Origin of the sequence: Haladaptatus cibarius D43 (genome assembly GCF_000710615.1) — an archaeon.
GTDB lineage: Archaea > Halobacteriota > Halobacteria > Halobacteriales > Haladaptataceae > Haladaptatus > Haladaptatus cibarius.
Window position 1 is genome coordinate 1,005,082 of sequence record NZ_JDTH01000002.1, and the last position, 19,914, is coordinate 1,024,995.

Annotated in this window: 19 protein-coding genes, 1 tRNA gene and 1 pseudogene; 13 read left to right on the top strand and 8 right to left on the bottom strand. The window is 55.3% G+C overall.

Annotated elements, in window-relative coordinates; translation table 11 throughout:
- Positions 1-45: 45 nt before the first annotated feature.
- Positions 46-480: a DUF7522 family protein gene (locus HL45_RS10645; RefSeq protein WP_049971082.1), complete on the bottom strand. Its 435-nt coding sequence runs from the start codon at positions 478-480 to the stop codon at positions 46-48.
- Positions 481-624: 144 nt separating this feature from the next.
- On the opposite strand from HL45_RS10645, the gene HL45_RS10650 reads away from it, so the two are divergent.
- Positions 625-891 carry a DUF5827 family protein gene (locus HL45_RS10650; RefSeq protein WP_049971083.1) on the top strand — a complete coding sequence of 89 codons (267 nt, stop codon included), beginning with the start codon at positions 625-627 and terminating at the stop codon, positions 889-891.
- The gene (locus HL45_RS10655; protein WP_049971084.1) at positions 888-1,676 is read left to right on the top strand and encodes an ATPase; all 789 of its coding nucleotides are present in this window, start codon (positions 888-890) and stop codon (positions 1,674-1,676) included. The genes HL45_RS10650 and HL45_RS10655 overlap by 4 nt, the downstream gene beginning before the upstream one ends.
- Before the next feature lie 11 nt (positions 1,677-1,687).
- Here HL45_RS10655 and HL45_RS10660 read toward each other — a convergent pair whose 3' ends face one another.
- Entirely contained in the window at positions 1,688-2,266 is a 579-nt protein-coding gene (locus tag HL45_RS10660; RefSeq protein WP_049971085.1) for an MBL fold metallo-hydrolase, read from the bottom strand.
- 76 nt (positions 2,267-2,342) lie between these two features.
- Positions 2,343-2,828, bottom strand: coding sequence for an Lrp/AsnC family transcriptional regulator (locus tag HL45_RS10665; RefSeq protein WP_049971086.1), 486 nt, complete (start codon positions 2,826-2,828; stop codon positions 2,343-2,345).
- Positions 2,829-3,088: 260 nt separating this feature from the next.
- Between HL45_RS10665 and HL45_RS10670 the strand changes: the two genes are divergently transcribed.
- Together HL45_RS10670 and HL45_RS10675 are read left to right on the top strand one after the other, a co-directional pair.
- The gene (locus tag HL45_RS10670) at positions 3,089-3,979 is read left to right on the top strand and encodes a DMT family transporter (protein WP_233274752.1); all 891 of its coding nucleotides are present in this window, start codon (positions 3,089-3,091) and stop codon (positions 3,977-3,979) included.
- A gap of 42 nt (positions 3,980-4,021) precedes the next feature.
- Positions 4,022-7,195 (top strand): FAD-binding and (Fe-S)-binding domain-containing protein, encoded by a 3,174-nt coding sequence (locus HL45_RS10675; RefSeq protein WP_049971088.1) that lies wholly within the window; start codon positions 4,022-4,024, stop codon positions 7,193-7,195.
- A gap of 14 nt (positions 7,196-7,209) precedes the next feature.
- Here the strand turns inward: HL45_RS10675 and HL45_RS10680 are convergent.
- Positions 7,210-7,964 (bottom strand): annotated as a pseudogene (locus HL45_RS10680) (SDR family oxidoreductase).
- A 123-nt stretch (positions 7,965-8,087) separates the two neighbouring features.
- On the opposite strand from HL45_RS10680, the gene HL45_RS10685 reads away from it, so the two are divergent.
- The 6 genes from HL45_RS10685 (at position 8,088) to HL45_RS10710 (ending at position 12,537) form a co-directional block, all read left to right on the top strand.
- Positions 8,088-9,239, top strand: a complete 1,152-nt coding sequence (locus HL45_RS10685) for a metal-dependent hydrolase family protein (protein WP_049971089.1) — start codon at positions 8,088-8,090, stop codon at positions 9,237-9,239.
- A 51-nt stretch (positions 9,240-9,290) separates the two neighbouring features.
- Positions 9,291-10,457, top strand: a complete 1,167-nt coding sequence (locus HL45_RS10690) for a helix-turn-helix transcriptional regulator (RefSeq protein ID WP_049971090.1) — start codon at positions 9,291-9,293, stop codon at positions 10,455-10,457.
- Between the two features lie 128 nt (positions 10,458-10,585).
- Positions 10,586-10,660: transfer RNA gene (locus HL45_RS10695), tRNA-Glu, on the top strand.
- Positions 10,661-10,933: 273 nt separating this feature from the next.
- Complete coding sequence (locus tag HL45_RS10700) at positions 10,934-11,278, top strand: hypothetical protein (protein ID WP_049971091.1); 345 nt, start codon at positions 10,934-10,936, stop codon at positions 11,276-11,278.
- Positions 11,279-11,443: 165 nt separating this feature from the next.
- On the top strand, positions 11,444-12,010 hold the full coding sequence (locus tag HL45_RS10705; RefSeq protein ID WP_049971092.1) for a DUF7437 domain-containing protein: 567 nt from the start codon (positions 11,444-11,446) through the stop codon (positions 12,008-12,010).
- Positions 12,010-12,537, top strand: coding sequence for a hypothetical protein (locus HL45_RS10710; protein ID WP_049971093.1), 528 nt, complete (start codon positions 12,010-12,012; stop codon positions 12,535-12,537). Before HL45_RS10705 ends, HL45_RS10710 begins: the two co-directional genes overlap by 1 nt.
- Before the next feature lie 495 nt (positions 12,538-13,032).
- Here the strand turns inward: HL45_RS10710 and HL45_RS10715 are convergent, their stop codons facing one another.
- The 4 genes from HL45_RS10715 to HL45_RS10730 all read right to left on the bottom strand — a co-directional run bounded on the left by HL45_RS10715 (position 13,033) and on the right by HL45_RS10730 (position 17,874).
- Positions 13,033-13,857: a hypothetical protein gene (locus HL45_RS10715; protein WP_144240061.1), complete on the bottom strand. Its 825-nt coding sequence runs from the start codon at positions 13,855-13,857 to the stop codon at positions 13,033-13,035.
- Between the two features lie 52 nt (positions 13,858-13,909).
- Positions 13,910-14,815, bottom strand: coding sequence for a hypothetical protein (locus HL45_RS21405; RefSeq protein WP_211250849.1), 906 nt, complete (start codon positions 14,813-14,815; stop codon positions 13,910-13,912).
- A gap of 1,879 nt (positions 14,816-16,694) precedes the next feature.
- On the bottom strand, positions 16,695-16,871 hold the full coding sequence (locus tag HL45_RS20835) for a hypothetical protein (protein WP_158413689.1): 177 nt from the start codon (positions 16,869-16,871) through the stop codon (positions 16,695-16,697).
- Positions 16,872-16,959: 88 nt separating this feature from the next.
- A complete protein-coding gene (locus HL45_RS10730; protein ID WP_049971096.1) occupies positions 16,960-17,874 on the bottom strand; it encodes a glycosyltransferase in 915 nt (304 codons plus the stop codon).
- Between the two features lie 98 nt (positions 17,875-17,972).
- Here HL45_RS10730 and HL45_RS10735 point away from each other — a divergent pair, with 98 nt between their 5' ends.
- From HL45_RS10735 to HL45_RS10745, 3 genes are all read left to right on the top strand, one after another.
- On the top strand, positions 17,973-18,635 hold the full coding sequence (locus HL45_RS10735) for a helix-turn-helix domain-containing protein (protein ID WP_049971097.1): 663 nt from the start codon (positions 17,973-17,975) through the stop codon (positions 18,633-18,635).
- Between the two features lie 353 nt (positions 18,636-18,988).
- Positions 18,989-19,432: a hypothetical protein gene (locus tag HL45_RS10740; protein WP_049971098.1), complete on the top strand. Its 444-nt coding sequence runs from the start codon at positions 18,989-18,991 to the stop codon at positions 19,430-19,432.
- A 44-nt stretch (positions 19,433-19,476) separates the two neighbouring features.
- On the top strand, positions 19,477-19,914 hold the full coding sequence (locus HL45_RS10745; RefSeq protein WP_049971099.1) for a 6-pyruvoyl trahydropterin synthase family protein: 438 nt from the start codon (positions 19,477-19,479) through the stop codon (positions 19,912-19,914).

Here is a 19,914-nt window from a genome sequence, read left to right on the forward strand (position 1 = left end):
GCAGAAAATTCACGAGCGACCGCTGTACCGCGTCCGCGAGTTCACTTACTGACGTTCGGATTCCGTTGCCACCGTCGGCACGTCGTACCCGGACGCGATATCGGTGACGTGCTGAAAGAGCGCTTCGTAATCGTGGCCGCCTGATTGGAGGTCGAGGCTGGCGAATACGCCGACGTTTCGCTCGTCGTCCGCGAAAAACATCCGGAACTGTTCAAAATCGTCGAATCCCCGAACCGTGTACTGGTAGGATGCGTAGTACAATTGGTCGTAGGTGTCCCGAGTGACGAATCCGAACCGTTCGTTATCGACGAACTTCGAAACGTCGATTTCGTCGAGTTTGTCCGCAACGTCGTCGCGGAGATACAACATTTCGAAATCCGACTGGTCGAACAACCAGATATCTCGTAGGTTTTCGCCGCCAAATTCGGCAAATGCCGATACGAGAGCCTCTTTCGTCTCGCTCCCCTGCTCCTCGGGCATGTCATTCTCTATCTCGAACGCTCCATTATAAAAACTCGGATATGAATGTAATTTGTTATATCCACGACCGAGTGGCAAGAATATTCTCCGTCGGCCCATCGCCGATTCGTGAGGTTTTACGCCGGGAAGAACGTATCCCCGCGCATGCCGAAAGCGAAGGACGACTTCGAGCAGTTGTATCCGTGCGATTTCTACGAACCGGGCGAACTGCTCGACGCGGACATGATGTACAGCGTGTACGAAATCGCGCGACTCCTGCAAGGACTCGACCCCGATGCAGAAATCGACGTCGAGACGGAAACCATCCTCCTCGACTGGGCGATTCCGTGGATTATGCGCAACGCGGACGAACTCGTCGTGGCGGAACCGCCGAGCGACGAGGAACCCGGCTACTACGGCCTGAAGACATGACGATTCTCGTCGCGGGAAGCGACCGAGTGGATGCGGGCAAGACGACGTTCACGGTCGGACTGCTCTCACACCTCGACGCCGTCGGGTTCAAACCCCGCGCTGGCAACGACTTCTGGTTCGACCACGACGACGCCATGACCGCCATCTCGGAGGGGCGACTCTACGGCAAGGATTCCACCCGCCTCGCGGAGGCAAGCGCGGGCGACCATGCCCCGGAAGACGTGAATCCGGTTCACCGACTGTGGTGGCCTGCACCGGGAAAAGGGAAAGGCCTACTCGGCCAAACTCACCGCGAGTTCCTCGTTGACCGCGTCGGCAAAAGTTTCGTCGTGAACGGAACGACCGAGCTCCCAACGACTGTCCAAGAAAATCTGCCCCTGTCCGACGCCGTCACCATCGAATCGGTTCCGGAACTGAACGACCAGACAGAACGGCGCTATTTGCCGCACTTTCGCGCGCTGGCGGAGCGGATCGAAAAAGAAGACCGCGCCGTCGTGGAATCCTACAGCGACATCGCCCGCCCGATTCAGGGTATCGAATTCGAGACGGTCGCGGTCGTCGAACCGCGACGACTCCGCGTGTACGACGGGAGACGCTACGCGAAGGCCTGTGAAGTCGCGGACAGCAGTGCTAGAGACGGGTCGCTCGAAAAGCGCGTCGAAAACGTGGTGAATCTGCTCGAACCAACGGAGACGCACACGCTCGAACCACTGACGAAGGCGGAGCGTTCCGCCCCCGAGAAGACGACGGCGGTGTACGAGAGCGCATACGAGACGCTTCGATAGAACGACAAAAATCAGTACATCCGGGCCGCCTTCCCCGCGAGTTCGATGTCGTGATACGGATTCGTCGTCACGCTCGGCCCGTGGCCGGTGTGCATCTCCTGTAAATCCTCGTCCGCCGTGACCGCCACGCGGTCGATGCTCTTGATGAGTGCCTCCCGGTCACCCTCTTCCAAGTCGGTGCGCCCGAAACTGCCGTTCTGGAAGATGAGGTCGCCAGCGAACAGGATTCCCGCCGATTCCGAGTAGAAACAGAGATGGTCGTTTTTGTGTCCCGGCGTGTGGAGCGCGAGATAATCGTCGTCGCCGACTGTCACGGTCTCTTCGTCCTCAATTGCGACATCCACGCCGGACTGGTCGGTGTCGAAACCATACGCCTCCACGTCGAAGGCGTCTTTGACGCTTTCGAGATTTCCGACGTGGTCGGGGTGGGTGTGCGTGAGGACGACGGCGTCCAAATCGTCTACGTGTTCCTCGATTTTTCCGACAGCATCGAAATTTGCGCCAGTATCGACGAGCACGGTTCGCTCGCCGGTCACGAGAAAGGCGTTGCTGGTGAACGACTGGACGCCCGCCGCGATGTTTCGAATCATGGGTAATCGTGTGGTCGTACAACGAGGGTGGCTTTCCGGTTTTCGTTCCGTTCTTCCTGATTCCGCCGAGGATTTGCTACTCCTCCGCGAGTTCCTCGACCAGCGTGTCCAAACTGTAGCTCTGGAGGACACGGTGGGAGTCTCGAAGTGTGGAGATGACGAACGTCGAGTTCGTCCGGTCTACCTCCTCGATGCTCTCGAAATCGCTGATGAGTCGTTCGACCATCTCGCGCCCGGAGAGATGAGCGACGACGATGAAGTCCGTCTCACCCATGGTGAAGTACGCCTGCGTGACGCCTTCGATGTCCAGAATCTTCTCGCCGAAATCGGCGTATGACCCGGTGTAGTCGGCGAACACTTCGACGACGACGGTGACGCCGAGGCCGAACGCCTCTAAGTCGATGTCGTAGAGGTCGTTTTCGATGACGCCAGCATCTCTGAGGTTGTTCAGTCGGTAGTGAATGGTCGAAACCGGGATTCCGGTTTCCTCGTTGAGTTTTTCGGGACTTCCGGTTTCCAAGTCCGAAATCGCCTTGAGCAGTGTAACGTCGCGCTCGTCCATTGCCCTGAATTGTCGGTGCCGACACTTAATATCTGGATTTTACCCGTGGGAGTGCGACACACTAACGCCCTCAAAATCCTATCGAATAAAAATTGGAGAAATATTACTCCCACATACTCGCCAAAAATTGCCTATGAATCAGTATCGAACGATAATGTTGTAGAAGGATTTAACAACCCGTACCGAATAGAGTTGAATAGAAATCCATGATTACGTCTAAAGTTGGTAGACTTCTACCACGAACCGAGGTATTGTTCGTATTGCTAGCCGGATTCTGGGGAACGTCGTTCGTCACCATCGAAGTCGGCCTTCACCACTTTCCGCCGATTCTGTTTGCCGCGCTCCGGTACGACGTGGCCGGACTGGCGATTCTCGGCTACGCGGTTGCGACGACTGACCGCTGGAAGCCACAGAGCAGAGCCGACATCCTCTCGATTTTGGCCATCGGCGTGTTCATCATCGCGGGTCACCACGGCTTTCTCTATCTCGGTCAACAGTACGTTCCCGGCGCGCTCGCGTCGGTCATCATCAGCCTTACGCCAGTCCTGACTGCCGTCTTCGCCAGCGCGATGCTCGCGGACGAACACATCACGCCGCTCGGGATTCTCGGATTCGCCTTCGGCGTCGCTGGTGTCGCCATCGTCGCCGACCCGAACCCGGAAAACTTGCTTTCTGTCGGTATCATCGGAATCGGCCTCGTCTTCCTCGGCGGCGTGTCGTTCGCGCTGGGTTCGGTTCTCACCCAACCGCTCGAAACCGACCTCTCGCTCCCCGCGCTTCAGGGCTGGTCGATGATGCTCGGGTCCGGCCTGCTCCACATCTTGAGCGGTGCGCGCGGTGAATCCTTCGCTGCAATCGACTGGTCGTTCACCGCCATCGCTTCGCTGGTGTACCTGACTCTCGTTTCCGGCGTCGTCGCGTTTCTGCTCTACTTCCACCTGCTGGACGAAATCGGCCCGACGGAACTCAATCTCGTCGCCTATCTCGAACCCGTGGTTGCGACCATCCTCACGTGGGCGTTGTTCGGTCAACTGGTGGCGTCAACGACGCTCGTCGGATTTGGTGCGATTTTCGCCGGATTCGCTCTGCTGAAACGCGATGCGCTGTTCGAAGTCGTGCGCTCGCTTTCGCCGACCGCTGGTCGGGCCTGATTCCCCACATCACTTTTCGCCCCCCTCGCCCTACGCCTTCGCATGGCAACACGCAACGTGGGTGACACGGGGAGCGCGGATGACGCGACCGACCCGGCCCGTGACGACCGGGCGAACTACGACTATCACGATGAAACCGTGAAACGCCCCGGACTCGTCTCCGACCTCGAAAGAGTGGTCGAGGGCGAAGTCCGGTTCGACGAATACTCTCGACAACTGTACGCGACGGACGCGAGCGCCTACGAAGTGACTCCTATCGGGGTCGTTTTCCCGACTTCCACCGCGGACGTTTCCGCGGTGATGTCCTACTGCGCGGAACGCGAAATTCCGGTGCTGCCGCGCGGTGGCGGGACGAGTCTCGCCGGACAGTCCGTCAACGAAGCAGTCGTGCTTGATTTCACTCGGCATATGGACGGTCTGCTCGATTTCGACCCCAAGAATCGAATCGCCCGCGCGCAACCCGGCATTGTCCTCGGCGAACTGAACCGAACCCTTGCAGACCACGAGTTGAAGTTCGCACCCGACCCCGCGTGGGGCGACAAAAGCGCACTCGGCGGGGCTATCGGGAACAACTCGACCGGTTCCCATTCACTGAAATACGGGAAAACGGACGCCTACGTAGAAGAATGTGAAGTCGTCCTCGCGGACGGAACCGTGACGCGGTTCGGCGAGATTACGATGGCCGAACTTCGAGAAAGGGCGGATCCGGAGTCGCCCGGCGACCCCGGATCCGTCGATGGAAACGACGCGAAATCGGACGCCAAAACCGACCTCGAAACGCGAATCTACGCCGAAATCCTGCGAATCGTGGAGGAAGAATCCGACGCGATTCAGGACGTGTTTCCGCAGTTGAAGCGCAACGTTTCGGGGTACAATCTGGATAGACTGGTAGAGGAGAGCGAAGACGGGACAATCAACGTCGCCAGACTGCTCGCCGGAAGCGAGGGGACGCTGGCCATCATCACGGAGGCGACCGTGAGCCTCGAACCGGTTCCGGAAACGAAGTCGATAGCACTCCTCACCTACGACAACCTCATCGACGCGATGGCGGACGTGGCTCCGATTCTCGACCACGAACCGTCGGCCGTGGAAGTGCTGGACGACGTGCTGATTTCGCTCGCCCGCGACACCGAGGAGTTTCGCGATGTAGTCGAAATGCTGCCCGAGGGAACCGACTCGGTTCTGCTCGTGGAGTTCTACGCCGAAAACGACGAAGAGGGGCGAGAAAAAGTCGCAAAACTGCGGGACGACCGCGAAGGAAAAACCGCACTGTCGGCGATGGAAGCCCACGACAAGGACGAGCGCGCGCGGTTCTGGAAACTCCGGAAATCCGGGCTTCCGATTTTGCTCTCGCGTACTTCCGACGCGAAACACATCTCCTTTATCGAGGACGCGGCGGTTCCCCCCGAGAATCTGCCGGAGTACATCGAGGATTTTCAGCGGGTGTTGGAGGAAAACGACACGTTCGCCAGCTTTTACGCGCACGCCGGGCCGGGGTGCCTGCACATTCGGCCCCTCGTCAACACGAAAAGTCCGGCAGGAGTGAACCAGATGGAAGCCATCGCTGACGGCGTGACAGACCTTGTGGTCGAGTACGGCGGGAGCGTGTCGGGCGAACACGGCGACGGACGCGCCAGAACGCAGTGGAACCGAAAACTGTACGGCGACCACGTCTGGGGCGTCTTCCGCGACCTCAAAACCGCATTCGACCCGGATTGGCTCCTCAATCCGGGGCAGGTCTGCGGCGACGTGGATATGACCGAAAACCTGCGATTCGACCCAAAATACGAGTTCGATTCAGGGTTCGACCCCGTTCTCGATTGGCAGAACGAAAATGGCTTTCAGGGCATGGTCGAACTCTGTCACGGCTGTGGCGGCTGTCGCGGCGGGCAGGAAACCACGGGCGGCGTGATGTGTCCGACCTATCGCGCGGCGGACGAGGAAATCACGAGTACGCGAGGCCGAGCGAACATGCTCCGACAGGCGATGAGCGGGGAGTTGGAGACGGTCGCCTCCACCTCCCCGGGACAGAACGCCGCCGACTCGGAGCAGGCCTCGCCCGCGGAGAAAGGAAACGAGCAGTTCGACGTGGAGTTCATGCACGAGGTGTTAGACCTCTGTATCGGCTGTAAGGGCTGTGCCCGCGACTGCCCCTCGGGCGTCGATATGGCGAAACTCAAAGCCGAAGTCGAACACGAACACCACGAGCGACACGGCGCGAGCCTCCGCGACAAACTGTTCGCCAACATCAACCGACTGTCCGCGCTCGGGAGCAAACTCGCACCGGTTTCGAACTGGGCGACGAAAGTTCCGGGGTCGCGCCTCCTCGCCGAGAAGACGGTCGGAATCGCGCGCGAACGAAGCCTGCCAAAATTCCACGAGGAGAGCCTCGAAGAGTGGTTCGAAAGTCGTGGTGGTGGGCGCGTCCCCGAGCAGGACGCGACGCGTCGCGTCGTGCTCTTTCCGGACACCTACACGAACTACAACCATCCCGAGGCCGGAAAGGCCGCAATTCGCGTGCTCGAATCGGCGGGCGTGCACGTCAGGATTCCGGACGACGTGACGGCGAGCGGACGACCTGCCCACTCCAAAGGCTTCCTCGACACCGCGCGCGACCAAGCCGAGACGAACGTCTCGGCGCTCGCGCCCTTCGTCCGGGACGGATGGGACGTCGTCGTGGTCGAACCCTCCGACGCCGTGATGTTCCAGTCGGACTACCTAGATTTGCTCCCCGCGACGGAAGAATCGGGTTCCTCAAGCGGCCAGTACACCGAACCGCGCGCCGCCGACCCGGATGCGGGTGGCCTCCGAACCGAAGCGGAACGACTGGCCGCGAACGCCTACGGAATTTGTGAGTATCTCGATGAGTACGACTTCGACCTCCCGCTCGCCGGAACCGGGTCGCTGACCTACCACGGTCACTGCCACCAGAAGGCGACCAAAAAAGACCATCACGCGGTCGGTGTCCTCCGCAGAGCAGGATACGAGGTAGACCCGTTGGATTCGGGATGCTGTGGCATGGCGGGCAGTTTCGGCTACGAGGCCGAACATTACTCGATGAGCAAGGCAGTTGGCTCCATCCTGTTCGACCAAGTCGAAGAAAGCGACGGAACTGAAGTCGTCGCGCCCGGCGCGTCCTGCCGCACCCAACTCGGCGACTGGCAGGGTGCGGAACCGCCACATCCAATCGAGAAAATCGCCGACGCGCTTCGATGAGTAGCATTTGACCGTCAGAATCCGATGAATTTGTCCCGGCGGTACACGTCAAGTTCGCTGACGGTCGAATTTTCCATTTTCGCCGCAAACGCAATCGCGTCCGCGACTTCTTCCGGTTCAGTCACCTCGCCCTCGGCGAACCGCTCTTCGAACGATTCGCCGTAAGCGGAGCCGAACTCGGTGCGGACTTCTGACGGATTGACCACGGTAACCGCCACGTCGTCGTCCCCGACCTGCCCCTCCAGACTGTGTGCGAACCCGCGAACCCACCACTTCGTCGCGGCGTAGACGGGGTTGAACGGCCGCGGATACTGGCCCGCGAAACTGCCGACGAAAATCAGATTTCCGCCCGACTCGCGGAGGTGAGGGAGTGCGGTTCTCGTCGCAAAGAAGACGCCATCGACGTTCGTCTCCTGCATGGTTCGAAACTCCTCCGTCGAGAGGTCGTCTACCACTTCTCCGCGCGCGAGTCCGGCGTTGTTCACGAGAATGTCCAAGCCACCGAATTCAGATACTGTTTCTTCGACCATCGAAGAAACGGCGTCCTCGTCGCGCACGTCTGCGGGGCAGACGTTCGTTCCGGCGTCGTACTCCGATTCGAGTGTTTCCGCGATTTCGGTTAGTTTTCCTTCGCGCCGCGCCGAGAGCGCGACGCGTGCGCCGTCGCGCGCGCGCCGTCGCGCGCGAGGGCGTGGGCAGTCGCCCGTCCGATACCCGAACTCGCACCCGTTATCAGCGCGCTCTTTCCGGAGAGTGGTGTTTCTGCCATACCTTTCGTTCTTCGTCGGAGAGGTTCGTTCTTTCCCCTGTTTCCGACGAACGTCGTCGAGTCGCTCTCCGCTCCCTGCCGCGACCCGGACAGTTTTCTTGGTAGCGATTCACATGCTGCGTAATGCTCGTACTCCGCGGTGCGGACGTGGTGGATGCAAACGGAATCAGGGAAGCTGACGTGGCAATCAAAGACGGAACAATCGTCTCCGTGGGGGACGCGCCCGACGACACCGAGGAAATCGACGCCAGCGGGAAGTTCGTCGCGCCGGGACTCATCGACGCGCACGTTCACTTGATGATGGACGGTCGTCCGGACGTGACCTCCATCGTGGACGACAACGAAACCATGTTGGCCTACCGCGCGGCCGCAAATCTCAGGTCGGCACTCGAAGCGGGCGTAACGGCAGTCCGCGACCTCGGCGCGCCACGGTCGCTCGCAATCGACGCACGAGACGCCGTCGATGAAGGCGTCCTCAACGGCCCACAGGTAGTCGCCTGCGGGGAAAACATCGTGATGACCGGCGGACACGGCCACTGGTTCGGACGCGAAGCCGACGGTGGCGCGGAAGTCAGAAAGGCGGTCAGAGAGCAACTCAAGCGCGGCGCGGACGTTATCAAATGTATGGCGACCGGGGGCGTTCTCACCGAGGGCGCAATTACCGGCGCGCCGGAACTCGACGAAGACGAACTGTCCGCGCTCGTTGAAGCCGCGAGTGCGAAATACGTCCCGACCGCGGCCCACGCGCACGGAACGGAAGGTATCAAAAACGCCGTCCACGCCGGAATTTCGAGCATCGAACACGGAACGTTCATGGACAGAGACGCGGCGGAGCTGATGGCCGAGAAGGGCACGTACTGGGTACCAACTGTCAAAGCATCGGACGGAATTTTGACCGAAGGTGTCGAAGCTGGAATCCCCGAATACGCCGTCGAGAAAGGAGAAGAGGCCGCGAACGCCATGGCGGATGCGTTCGAGTACGCACTCGACGCGGACGTGAAAATTGCGATGGGAACCGACGCCGGGACGCCGTTCAACTTCCACGGAGATATTCCGGAAGAACTGGAATTGATGGTCAAGTACGGACTGACGCCGGAGCATGCACTGGAAGCCGCGACGGTCAACGCCGCAGACCTGCTTGGACTGTCGGATGTCGGACTGGTCAAAGAAGGGTGTCGAGCAGACCTCGTCGTCCTCGACGCTGACCCCCGCGAGAACGTGACTGCGTGGCAATCGCCAGCACATGTCGTGTCACATGGAACCATTGTTCGCTGACGCGCGCACGTCACAAGGTCTTTTATATCCGGGCATGGACGAATAATGTACATGAGACGGCTCCTGGCTGTCGGCCTCATCACGGTACTCCTCATCGGGTCGCTTCCCGCGTTCGGAGCGACTCAGAGCGATGCCCCGACGACTCCGCAGACGATTACCACCTCCCAGGAGTTCGACGATGTCGAGTTTCACATTCTCGTCTACGACAACGGGTCTGCTCAATGGACGTTTCGGTACGAACGAACCTTAGCCAACGAGCAGGAACGAAACCAGTTCCAACAGTTCGCACAGGAGTTCAACAACTCGCAGACGGAACTCTACACGGACTTTCAGAAGAACGCCGTCGAATTGACTAACACAGGTGGAAACGCAACCGGGCGGGTGATGAAGGCCGAAAACTTCTCGAAAAATGCCTATATTGGCGGTGGCGGTCTGAACAAGAATCGCGGTATCGTTGAAATGTCATTCAAATGGAGTTCCTTCGCCGCACAGGACTCCGGTTCCATCGTTATCGGTGACGTGTTCAAAGGTGGTCTCTATCTCGGAGAGAACCAAACCCTCGTCGTCGAACCGGAAGAGGGGATGATATTCAAATCTGCGGAACCGACGGAACAGCGGAACATGACCGACGAGACGCTCGCAGAAAGTGACACCGTCTCGTGGAGCGGCCCATACGAGTTCAACGACCAACGACCGAAAGTGGCGTTTAACTCCGTGCAAGAAACCACGACCGTTTCGGGGACGACAACTCCGGGTTCCGGTGCACCACCGGGAAGCGGCGGTGAAGAGCCGAACGCACAATCACCGATGATGTTGTTCATCGCCGCCGTCGTCCTGCTCATTGGATTGGCCGCGGTGTTTGCGTGGCGACAGGGCAACCTCGGCTCGCTTTCGTCCACACAGAGCACTCCCCGCGGTGGCGGCGGCGGTGCGACCACGCCGGAATCGAACAGCGGCGGGAACGCCAAACCGGCTGTCAGCGACGAGGAACTGCTAACCGACGAGGCCCGCGTGAAGAAACTGCTCCGCGAAAACGGCGGTCGGATGAAGCAGGTGAACATCGTGGATGAAACCGGTTGGTCGAAATCCAAGGTGAGCATGCTCCTCTCCGAGATGGAAGACGAAGGCGAAATCAGCAAACTCCGAGTTGGCCGCGAGAACATCATCAGTTTGGACGGGCACGAACCGGATGCCGCCGGGTCGCCGCTCGACCGCTGACGAGCTATCTTTTTGTTGGCAGGTTGTACTTCGACTTGCGTCTGTTTGCGGGTCTGAATATGCCATCCCGGGCCACAGTGTCGCCAAAACGCAACTGTTAAACAGTCCGTGCGATTATCCAAGAATGCGCTCCGTTGGTGTAGTCCGGCCAATCATCTTGCCCTCTCACGGCAAGGACCAGGGTTCGAATCCCTGACGGAGCACTCAACTTCTTCCAGTCTCCCAGTTTCGAGCGGTGGCAGTAGGTGTATCACGATGCCCCTTCAGGGCAATCACGAAACTCGGACGACCGCATCACGCCGCAGTATAGCGATTCCACCAAATTGTCCGGCACCCAGACTCGCCGGATTCACAAGTCATCGATGGGAGCGCCGTCTGTCGACTTTTACAAATTGTCGAGATAGAGTGAACGTCGATCAGACAGGGACACTCTTAGTTGGCCGACGCGCAATCAGCAAGGAGTCTGTGAGCCACATATGAGCAACTTAGACGGCCTCACTATCGTCTCTGGCGTATCGGAACAACAGCTCAATCGACGCCAGCTCGTCGACTACCGATCGCAACGCACCGACTGTCTAAACTGGTTGCTGCACTTCGGAAAGAACCCAGTACACGTCGAGGGATATGCCTTCGAGACGGTTCGCGCGCGAGCGAATCGGATGGACATCTTCTATCGGTGGGTGTGGGAGCAAGAAGGTCGATACGTTTCGGACGTCACCCACGACCACGCCGATGAGTACATGAAATTTCTCGCTTACAAGGACACGAGCAACGTGGACAAAGCTAATCACCAGAAAGCGGTGAAGAAAACAGATCCATAGCCGGGAATTCCCGTCTTTCATTGTCCAGCGCGGCGGGGATGCCTATGACAGATACCAACGATCCTGAAGGCATTGTTTCAATGGCGATAGCAAACGTACCTGCTCAGTATGCTGAATCCTATGTACGACAAGAGTTAATACACTATACATAGAATATGGACTGTGATGTCGACGGACGACCAAACACCCACAGCGGCGAACCCAGAGGAGACGTTCAATAATCTCCTCACGTACGCTGAACTTCTCAATACACCACGGCTGGCTCGTCTCTACATCTATATTCTTCAGAATGGCCCTGTCGAAATCGAGACGATCAAGCAAGACCTCGGAATGGCACATTCAACGACCTACAAGTACGTTGGTCAACTCGAAGAGATGGATGTCCTGTCTCGAAATGAGGATGCGACGCCAACAACGGTTACCGTCGTTCCAATTCGTCTGCAACTCGATACCGAACATGGAGATATTCTTGCGACACCCACACTGATCGATGCAATTGGACGGCAACTCGCGTCCGAGGACATCCGGGTGTTCGTCGAACGACAGGGAATCGCCAAATTGGCTGCTGCACTCCACTACACCCTTCGCGTTATGGATGGTGAGCTCACACAACGAACCGCAGCAAAGAAGCTCGGTGTCCATCCTGTCGAAGGAATGACCGTGTTCACGGCGCTCCAAGACGTCGTTGAGGATGCTGCATCCTATGACCCGTACTTGGAGCGTTCCAAATAATGGCCGGGACAACGATTCCAAGCGACAGCAAGGCCATTATCGACAGTAGCGTTCTCTTCGCGATGGGCGGCCCGTCGAATGGCAAATACCAAGCCTTCGAGCGGTTCGTCCGTCGGCAAAATATCACAGTGATTGTCCCTGAACAAGTAGCTGAAGAACTGGGTGAAAGTCCCGGCGCATACGAGTATCAACGCGACCGGCTTCGAGCAGCCCAAGACGCTGGTTGGTTGTCGCCCGGTCACATCGATTTTTCCGTCTCGCGTGTTTCCGAAGTTGTAGACACGACCCGGACGCGAATGGCAGCACTCTCAGCGGACGACGTCACGGAAGACGAGATCGAAAAGACGGACACGATTCTTGCGGGGTTGGCATATCAGTACGTTGCAGAGGGTGCCTCCCACGTCACGGTGTTTGTAAGCGACCGAATCGCAGAACGAGCGATTACTGATGCACTAGCGGCAGTTGATATCGAGGACCGAACGTCGGTCGTCGAAGGACGAGAGTTTTTAGGGAAACTTGTTGAGTAATAATCATACGCCAAAAATCACTGCTTGTCTCCATGGGAACTGCCCCATACTGTAGTAGAGGAATCGAATGTATTCGCTATTCAGATTGACTATTGTTTTCTATCTCCGCCTTAGAACTGCTTGTATTGTTCGTCGTTAAAATCATAACCCCAAATTATCAAGTTATATTGGGTAGTGAAACAGATTTACGTTGTTCCACAAGAAATCCTACTAGTCTACCAAAATAGTACGCCGTTAACATACCTAATACCTTCGGCGATTTTCTTGTAGTTCATAAAAAGCATGCTCGGCCTTTTCAGATGTCTATTACCAATTTGCCTTATTTTGAATCACGGGTTTGGCTGTTGTGTTCCTGGGTGGCAAGTTTCTGTACTCTCTCTCTCTCTCTCTCTCTCTCTCCTTAAGCCCATCTTTGAGAACAATTTCGCCAAGTGAGGTAAGCGTCTAGTACGAATACAGTTCGTCGGTTCCTAGTACCCAAATTCATTAGAAATATTAAACAAACTTGGAAAGATAATCTACAACTGTTTCAATATCTTTTGAAGAGACATATAGCTTGTTTGGCTTACTACTAAGAAAATAACTTCGAATATTCTGTACTATGGGTATATGATATTCATCTTCGGCGGACTTCTCTTTCCATTTCAACGTAACAAAACCACGTTTTTTATCGGCGATTATTGCATCCAAATTTGTCAAATCATGACACGTATGTGGTGAATACTGTCGTTCTGATTTTGACAATTGGGAAACATCCTTTTCATAGATTCGAAGTTCATGCGAGTTTATTTCGTAATGTTCACCCTTATCTAGCCACTCAAATACCGTTTTTTCAGGAACAACAATCCCTCCAGTTTCCTCAAGCATTCGTTCAAAATATTCGAAGTCAAAGTCACTTTTTATATCTAAATTTAGCTTTGCTATATGACTGTGGCTTTTACTAGCAGTAATAAAACACATCCATTTCCCGGAATCATAAAATACGATTTCATGTGGAAACCAAAAATCAAGGCGTATTGCGATTTCTTTGATAGTTTGTATAACATCAACATTGCAAGGTAATTCACCATAGTATTCCGTGAATCCTTCTTCTAATTCTGGCCAAAATCGTTTATTGTCTTCATTGATAATATTCAGACGTTTATTAAGGTCATTCATAACATCACGATATTTGTCTAAAATCCTATCTTCGAATAGTATGGAGAATTCATTAGAATTTTGACAGAAAATATCAAGTAGTTGTATTTTACAATTTAGCACTTTTTTATCTGAAGAACTAACTACTCTATGGGTCGAATTTAAGTCATTATATCCTACCATACTATCTACTAGTTACTATCTGCGAGAGCAAATAAGAACGTGGGTTGGAAAATTAGACCAAGGGAACTCCTGTCGGTGGAGCGAGAGTCGATGCTGCAAGGTAATAAGCAAGGGCGATGACAACAAATGAGGGAATGGCAACACCTGCTGCTGCTGCTCTGTCAATTACGTCTTCATAGAGATCGACAAGTGCAGATATACTAGGGAGTCCATTTTCAGGTCCACAAACGTCACAACATATTCTTGACTTGTTTTCTTCACCAGCCCACACACAGTTTTGATGGTGACCAGCCCAAAGGTTAAATCCTGAACCATTATAGTTCCCACTTTTATAAACAGCAAAATGCCCGTGATTCATCGGGGGTACTGTTGTCGGTCCACGACAAATGTTTGTTTCACACAACAGAGAGCCATAGTCATCGGAATCAATACGCACACACCATCCCATACCGCAAGCAACTCCGTTGCCTTTATAATCAACTAATAATGGCTCATCACTAATCTTTGTAAAATCACTGCTTTCTTTTGAAACATCATTTTGGACTATGGGGTCACTTGATTCTGGCATTGGCCCTACATATCCTTCATAAGTAGCACCATCCATCGAAAACTGAATAGTGTCTGAATCTTTCCAGGACAAATTGTGTACACCATGATCAGCAGCCGTCCACGTTACCACCTGATCTGGTGAATCACTTTCCGAGTATACACCTGATACTCTGTACATTTGAAACCCATCACCAAGAATTGATGTCGTACAAAATGCATTTCCGTTAGAGCCAAAAAGAATCTCACCAGTATTTTGACTAAGTGGCTCGCTTTTAAATTCAGCCAATGATATCGTCTCATCACCGTACGCAGCACTTGATACGCTTGTTGCACCAAGTGTAGTAAGAACGGCTCCGAAGCCGATGTTTTTAATAATTGAACGCCGGTCGAATTTTTCGTTTCCACTCATACATTATATTATATATGATAGTAATTTTATACTTTACTATTTTATTATAGTATCAAATACTAAGTCAAATTTATAATAAACCAATCATATATTACCAATTAGTGTTACAAATCACAATTAAAATCTATTTAAAAATTTTTAATGTATGTGGGATTGTATGATGGAGTCTAATTATGAGGAATACGCCGAGTCAAGATTGCCTATAGGTCAATCACGTAATTCGGACGATTCTACCATGGTGTTGCCATCGACGTGGCTGAGCAGGAGTTGCCAGCAGATGACATCAAAGTTCCTGCAGGGAGATTCTCAGCGAGAACGTCGCTGATCTGATTGTGGCTCGATGCCGATTCCCTGGTTGAAACGATGATGTGTGGCTCGTACCGCTCACCGCTAAACTGCTCGCTGCCGACTTCTTGCTCGATACTGTGCGCTTCACGCTGTGCCTGCATTCTACTGTCTTCGACCACGACGAACAGGTCGATGTCGCTTCTCCGATCAGCAGTGCCTCAAGCGACGCTGCCGAAGAGTGTAACGCCAATGTTCTCAGCGATTTGCTCTTCAAGTCGAGAGAGAGAGTCGCTCTGACTGGGGCATGGTACTCCGGTTGCGGAATGGCTGTCACCGGATCACTCGGTTTGACGAGCATCACGGGATTAATCCGAACGGCGTTTGCTCGCCCGGATCGGTCAACATCAATTATACCGAGCGCGTCAAGGATGTTGACAGCAGCATTCACACCACTCATTCATCGACCCGTCACTCGATGGAGTGCTCGGTTTGTGAGGCTTCGCTCCGGATTATCAACAAGGAGATGGAGAATGTCGGCGGTTGCTCTGTGCCGGAAAGCGTCTGGATCACCAACCGGAATGGGAAGTCGGATGTATGCTCCGTCAGTTACCCGCTCTGTCTGAACCGTATTACGGTTCATGAATGCTAATACGGTTCGATTGTTCGTAAAGAAGCTGGTTTAAAACGGGGTACTGCTTAGTTCTGTGCCTTCTCGGCAGGAGTTCGTCAATTAGCGTCCGATTCGGCCGGTCATGGCATGAACTCGTCTTCTATATTCTGCACAAACATTGCCACGGCGATCGCGACAGAATCCTTGAAGAGATTGAGACCGAGGTCACCGAACTGTTGTGCCTCCGCTTTCACCGTCCTGACAGTAAGGTCTTCGGTGTTGATGTGGCCGCATCGAAAATTTCTCCGAGAAGCCACGGGCGTGCCATTCGTTGGCATAGACTCGTTTGAAAATCGGTGAACTGGGTGACTAGACCAATTGTGGTAGTCTCGATTGCCAGCTCTGAGTGAAACAGATTTACGCTGTTTCACGCAACTTCACCACTCCCAGCTCTAACGGAGAACTGCTCAAATCCAGAGGGCAGTTAGTTTGTTCCTCAACCACTCCAATGGAACCCGCTGAGTCAAGATTGCCTAGAGGGCAATGAACAGGTGCTTTATAAGTATCTACATCGAAATTCCGTTTGTCACCAGTTCATACTGGGGGAATCGGGAGGAAGTTCGGGTAGATTAGTCGGTTGAATGTGGTGAGTCGGGTTGGCCTCTCACGGCAAGGACCAGGGTTCGAATCCCTGACGGAGCATTTTCCGAATGAAATGAGGAAAAGCGGACGCTCAGGGATTCGAGCAGACGAGTCGCACGCCCGGAACGGCCAAAGGCCGCATGCCCGGAACGTCTTGACGAGTTCGAATCCCTGACGGAGCATTCTTCTTTCCAACGTCACTCAGTTTTGAGCGGTGGCAGTAGGTCGATTGTGTACGAGGTGCTGTCGTGGTTGTAACCTAACTACGGCAAATTTCGCTCGAATCGAGAGCAGTACTCCATTGCTCCCAGTGTTGCTACAAATCGTTTATTAGCCTGTTTAGGGATTAAGAGCCCTTTTAACACACACTGCTCCGGGCAACACAAGGAAAAGAAGAGCGACAACATCGTTGAGAGTCACATCTGGGGCTGTGTAGTATAGCCAGAGGCCATAAACGACTCCACCGAAGCAGATGAGGGCTCCTATCGTAAACAGGGCTTTTTCATTTGAGCTCATATTCTGTGTAGCGTTCCTCCAAAAATATAATTTCGCTTATATATAAACGGTTAGCACCCGGCGAGTGAACCGTTTCTCGGCGGAACACCTACTCGACCACCGTCACGTCGAACTTCCCGCGCCAACGGTACCGACGGTCGCCCCAGACGAACGTTCGACTGGCAAGTCCGTACAGAACGAGAGGTACGAACACGAATAGCGCCGGGTAAGCCAGCACGGCCGTCCATCGACGGACGCCAAGAACCTCGTTGACGGCGAAATGTAGCACCGTTAGGATGACCAGCGCTGGGAGCGGGGCCAGGATTGCCCCTACGAGAACGAGTAGCGACACCAGCCACGTCCCGGCGACGGAACCGGGGAAATGCCATCGGAGAATCTGTGTCCACCGAACCGGGCGCTCGACCGACTCGCGGACGGTTCCCCCGATGGGGACGATGCGCGTCCGACCGACCGTCGTCACTTGGAGGTATTCCATGAGGAGTCCGTCGTCGCTGACAGTCCGTCGAAGTTCGCCAAGAAACGCGGCCTCGTCGATGTCACCGCGCTCGAACACGACCGCGCCGCCCCAAATCTGGTTGCCGAGATAGAGGGGCAACGAACCAGCGGAGGCGTATAGCGGTTCGAGTAACACCGATAAGGGGTCTTGCCCGACGAAGTACGGCACCTCCGACACCGGCCCGTGGTTCTCGTAGTCCGCGTTGAAGGTCGCCAGCCAGTCCGGAGGGTGGTGGTAGTCATCATCGGTCCAGACGAGACGGTCGTGGCGCGCGGCCTTCATTCCGGCGGCAATGGCATTGGCTTTCCCCGAACAGCCTTCCGGCTCTCCGGCAACGACGAATCGGACACCTTCGGGGTGGTCTTCCTGCTCGATGACGGGGTCATCCTCGTCATCGTGGATTATCAACAGTTCGTCGCTGTCTCCGAGCTGAGCGGCTAGTTCCGCACATGCGTCGGTCCACCTCGTCGTCGGTAGAAGGACACTCGTCGGCGGTCGGTCAGACATGATGGTTACCCTTCCTCGTCCGGGGATGATGAGCGCGTTGCCGGTAATCCACGGACGTTTATGATCAACGATTAGAAGATGGCACCCAATCGTAGCATATGCGTTATGTTACCGTCGTAGCCTATCCTGACGAGGAGGGAGTCAACCGACTCGACCGACGGGTCAACGAGTTGGAGCTGGAGTACCGGGCGATTCACCGCATGGAACTCCTCGCCGACGACACCGTCGCAATGTTCGCCGAGAGCCGCGGCGACATCGAAGGGGTTCGTCGAGTTCTCTCGGAGTCCCCCGAGGTCTTCGAGTTCTCGATTACCGGCGACGATGCCGGGTTCTTCTCCTACACGCGCTATGCGGCGGACGACCTGACCCGGATGCTCATGGAAGACCGGCGTGAATCGTCGTATTTGATAGATATGCCGGTAGAACACACCGACGACGGTGGTCTCCGAGTGACATACATCGGGACGCAGGCGGCCTTCACCGACGCCCTCTCCGAACAGCCGAAGGGCGTCCGGATTGAAGTCGAGCGAACCGGCCCGTACACGCCCGGCCCGCGTGATATCGTCTCTCGGCTAACCGAGCGCCAGCGCGAAGTACTTCAGGTAGCTGTCTGCCTCGGCTACTACCAAGAACCCCGCGAAACGACTCACAACGAAATCGCGGCGACGACCGGCCTCTCCGAGACGACCGTCGGTGAGCACCTCCGAAAGATTGAGGCGGCCGTGTTCTCCTCGCTTCACGTCGGCGCTACCGACCGGTGATGCGACTGATTGTCTCGGATAACTTCGACTCTAGTTGGTTGTTTGTTACCGTTTACCGTGTGGTTTTATAGCACCGGCTCGTGACTCTGGGGCTGTGTTAGTCCTTAACGTCGTCCTCGCGTTCATCCCTGAACGTCCCGTAGACACGAATCAATACCCGAGCGTTTCCGCCTGGTGAACTTCGAATCCTCTCCGAGATAGTTCTAAACGAGATACCGTACTCCGAGTAAGGGAAAGAATGCGTTCATATGGTGAATAAATGACTATCTAGCCAACAATATTGGATATCTTGCCATATTTAGTACAGAAAGTCAGACGATACTGCGTGAACCATTGGTGAATAACTATTCAGAATGGAGAAGAGTCGTGACCTGACCCAGTCGTCGGCCGTTGCCGAACCACGAGCAATGCGGCCGCATCCACGACTCGAAGTCGGCGATGAGAGAAATATGATGCAGATTGACCACACCCAACCAGAGATCGATACCGGTACCCTCCGCGCTGACGAACTTGATTCGGATGCACGAGCACTGTTAGATGCGCTGCAGGACGCAGGTGCACCGGATCTCACGCAGCTGTCGCCCGAACAAACTCGAACGCTCCTCGGTGACCTGTTCACTCCAGATGTTGAACCCGAACCGGTTGCGTCGGTTAACCAACGAAAGATTTCGGCGTACGCACGCGACATTCGTGTGCGAATCTACGACCCGAATCCAGACCAGATGCTCCCCGGAGTGGTCTACTTCCACGGTGGCGGGTGGGTCGTCGGCAACCTCGACACTGTAGTCTCCCGCTAACTCCGAGTGACACAGCTTAAGTATTCTCCAGATAATCTTCGGATATGCCCGAGTCTGTATCGGAATCTTCTCCAGAACGAACCCTCCACATCGGACGCGACCGTCCGATTCGAATCAGCACCGGCCATCGACTGCTCCACCACGACGGAAAATGTAGCCGACCGCACGGTCACAACTACGAAATTGAAGTGACCATCACCGGCGAACTCACCGAGGAAGGATGGGTCGTGGACAAGGGAGAGATTACCTCGATAATCTCCGAGTGGGATCATCGATTCCTGTTGGAGGCGGGCGACCCGCTTATCGACGCGTTCGAGAAAAGCGGTGATTCGGATGCTGTCGTAGTGTTCGATTCGCCACCGACGGCAGAAGTCATGAGTTTGGAACTCGAACGCCGACTTCGGGAGGAACTGCCGGACACCATCTCCGACGTTGGGGTCACGGTGGGAGAAACCGCGGAACTCTGTGGCGGCCCGGTGTAA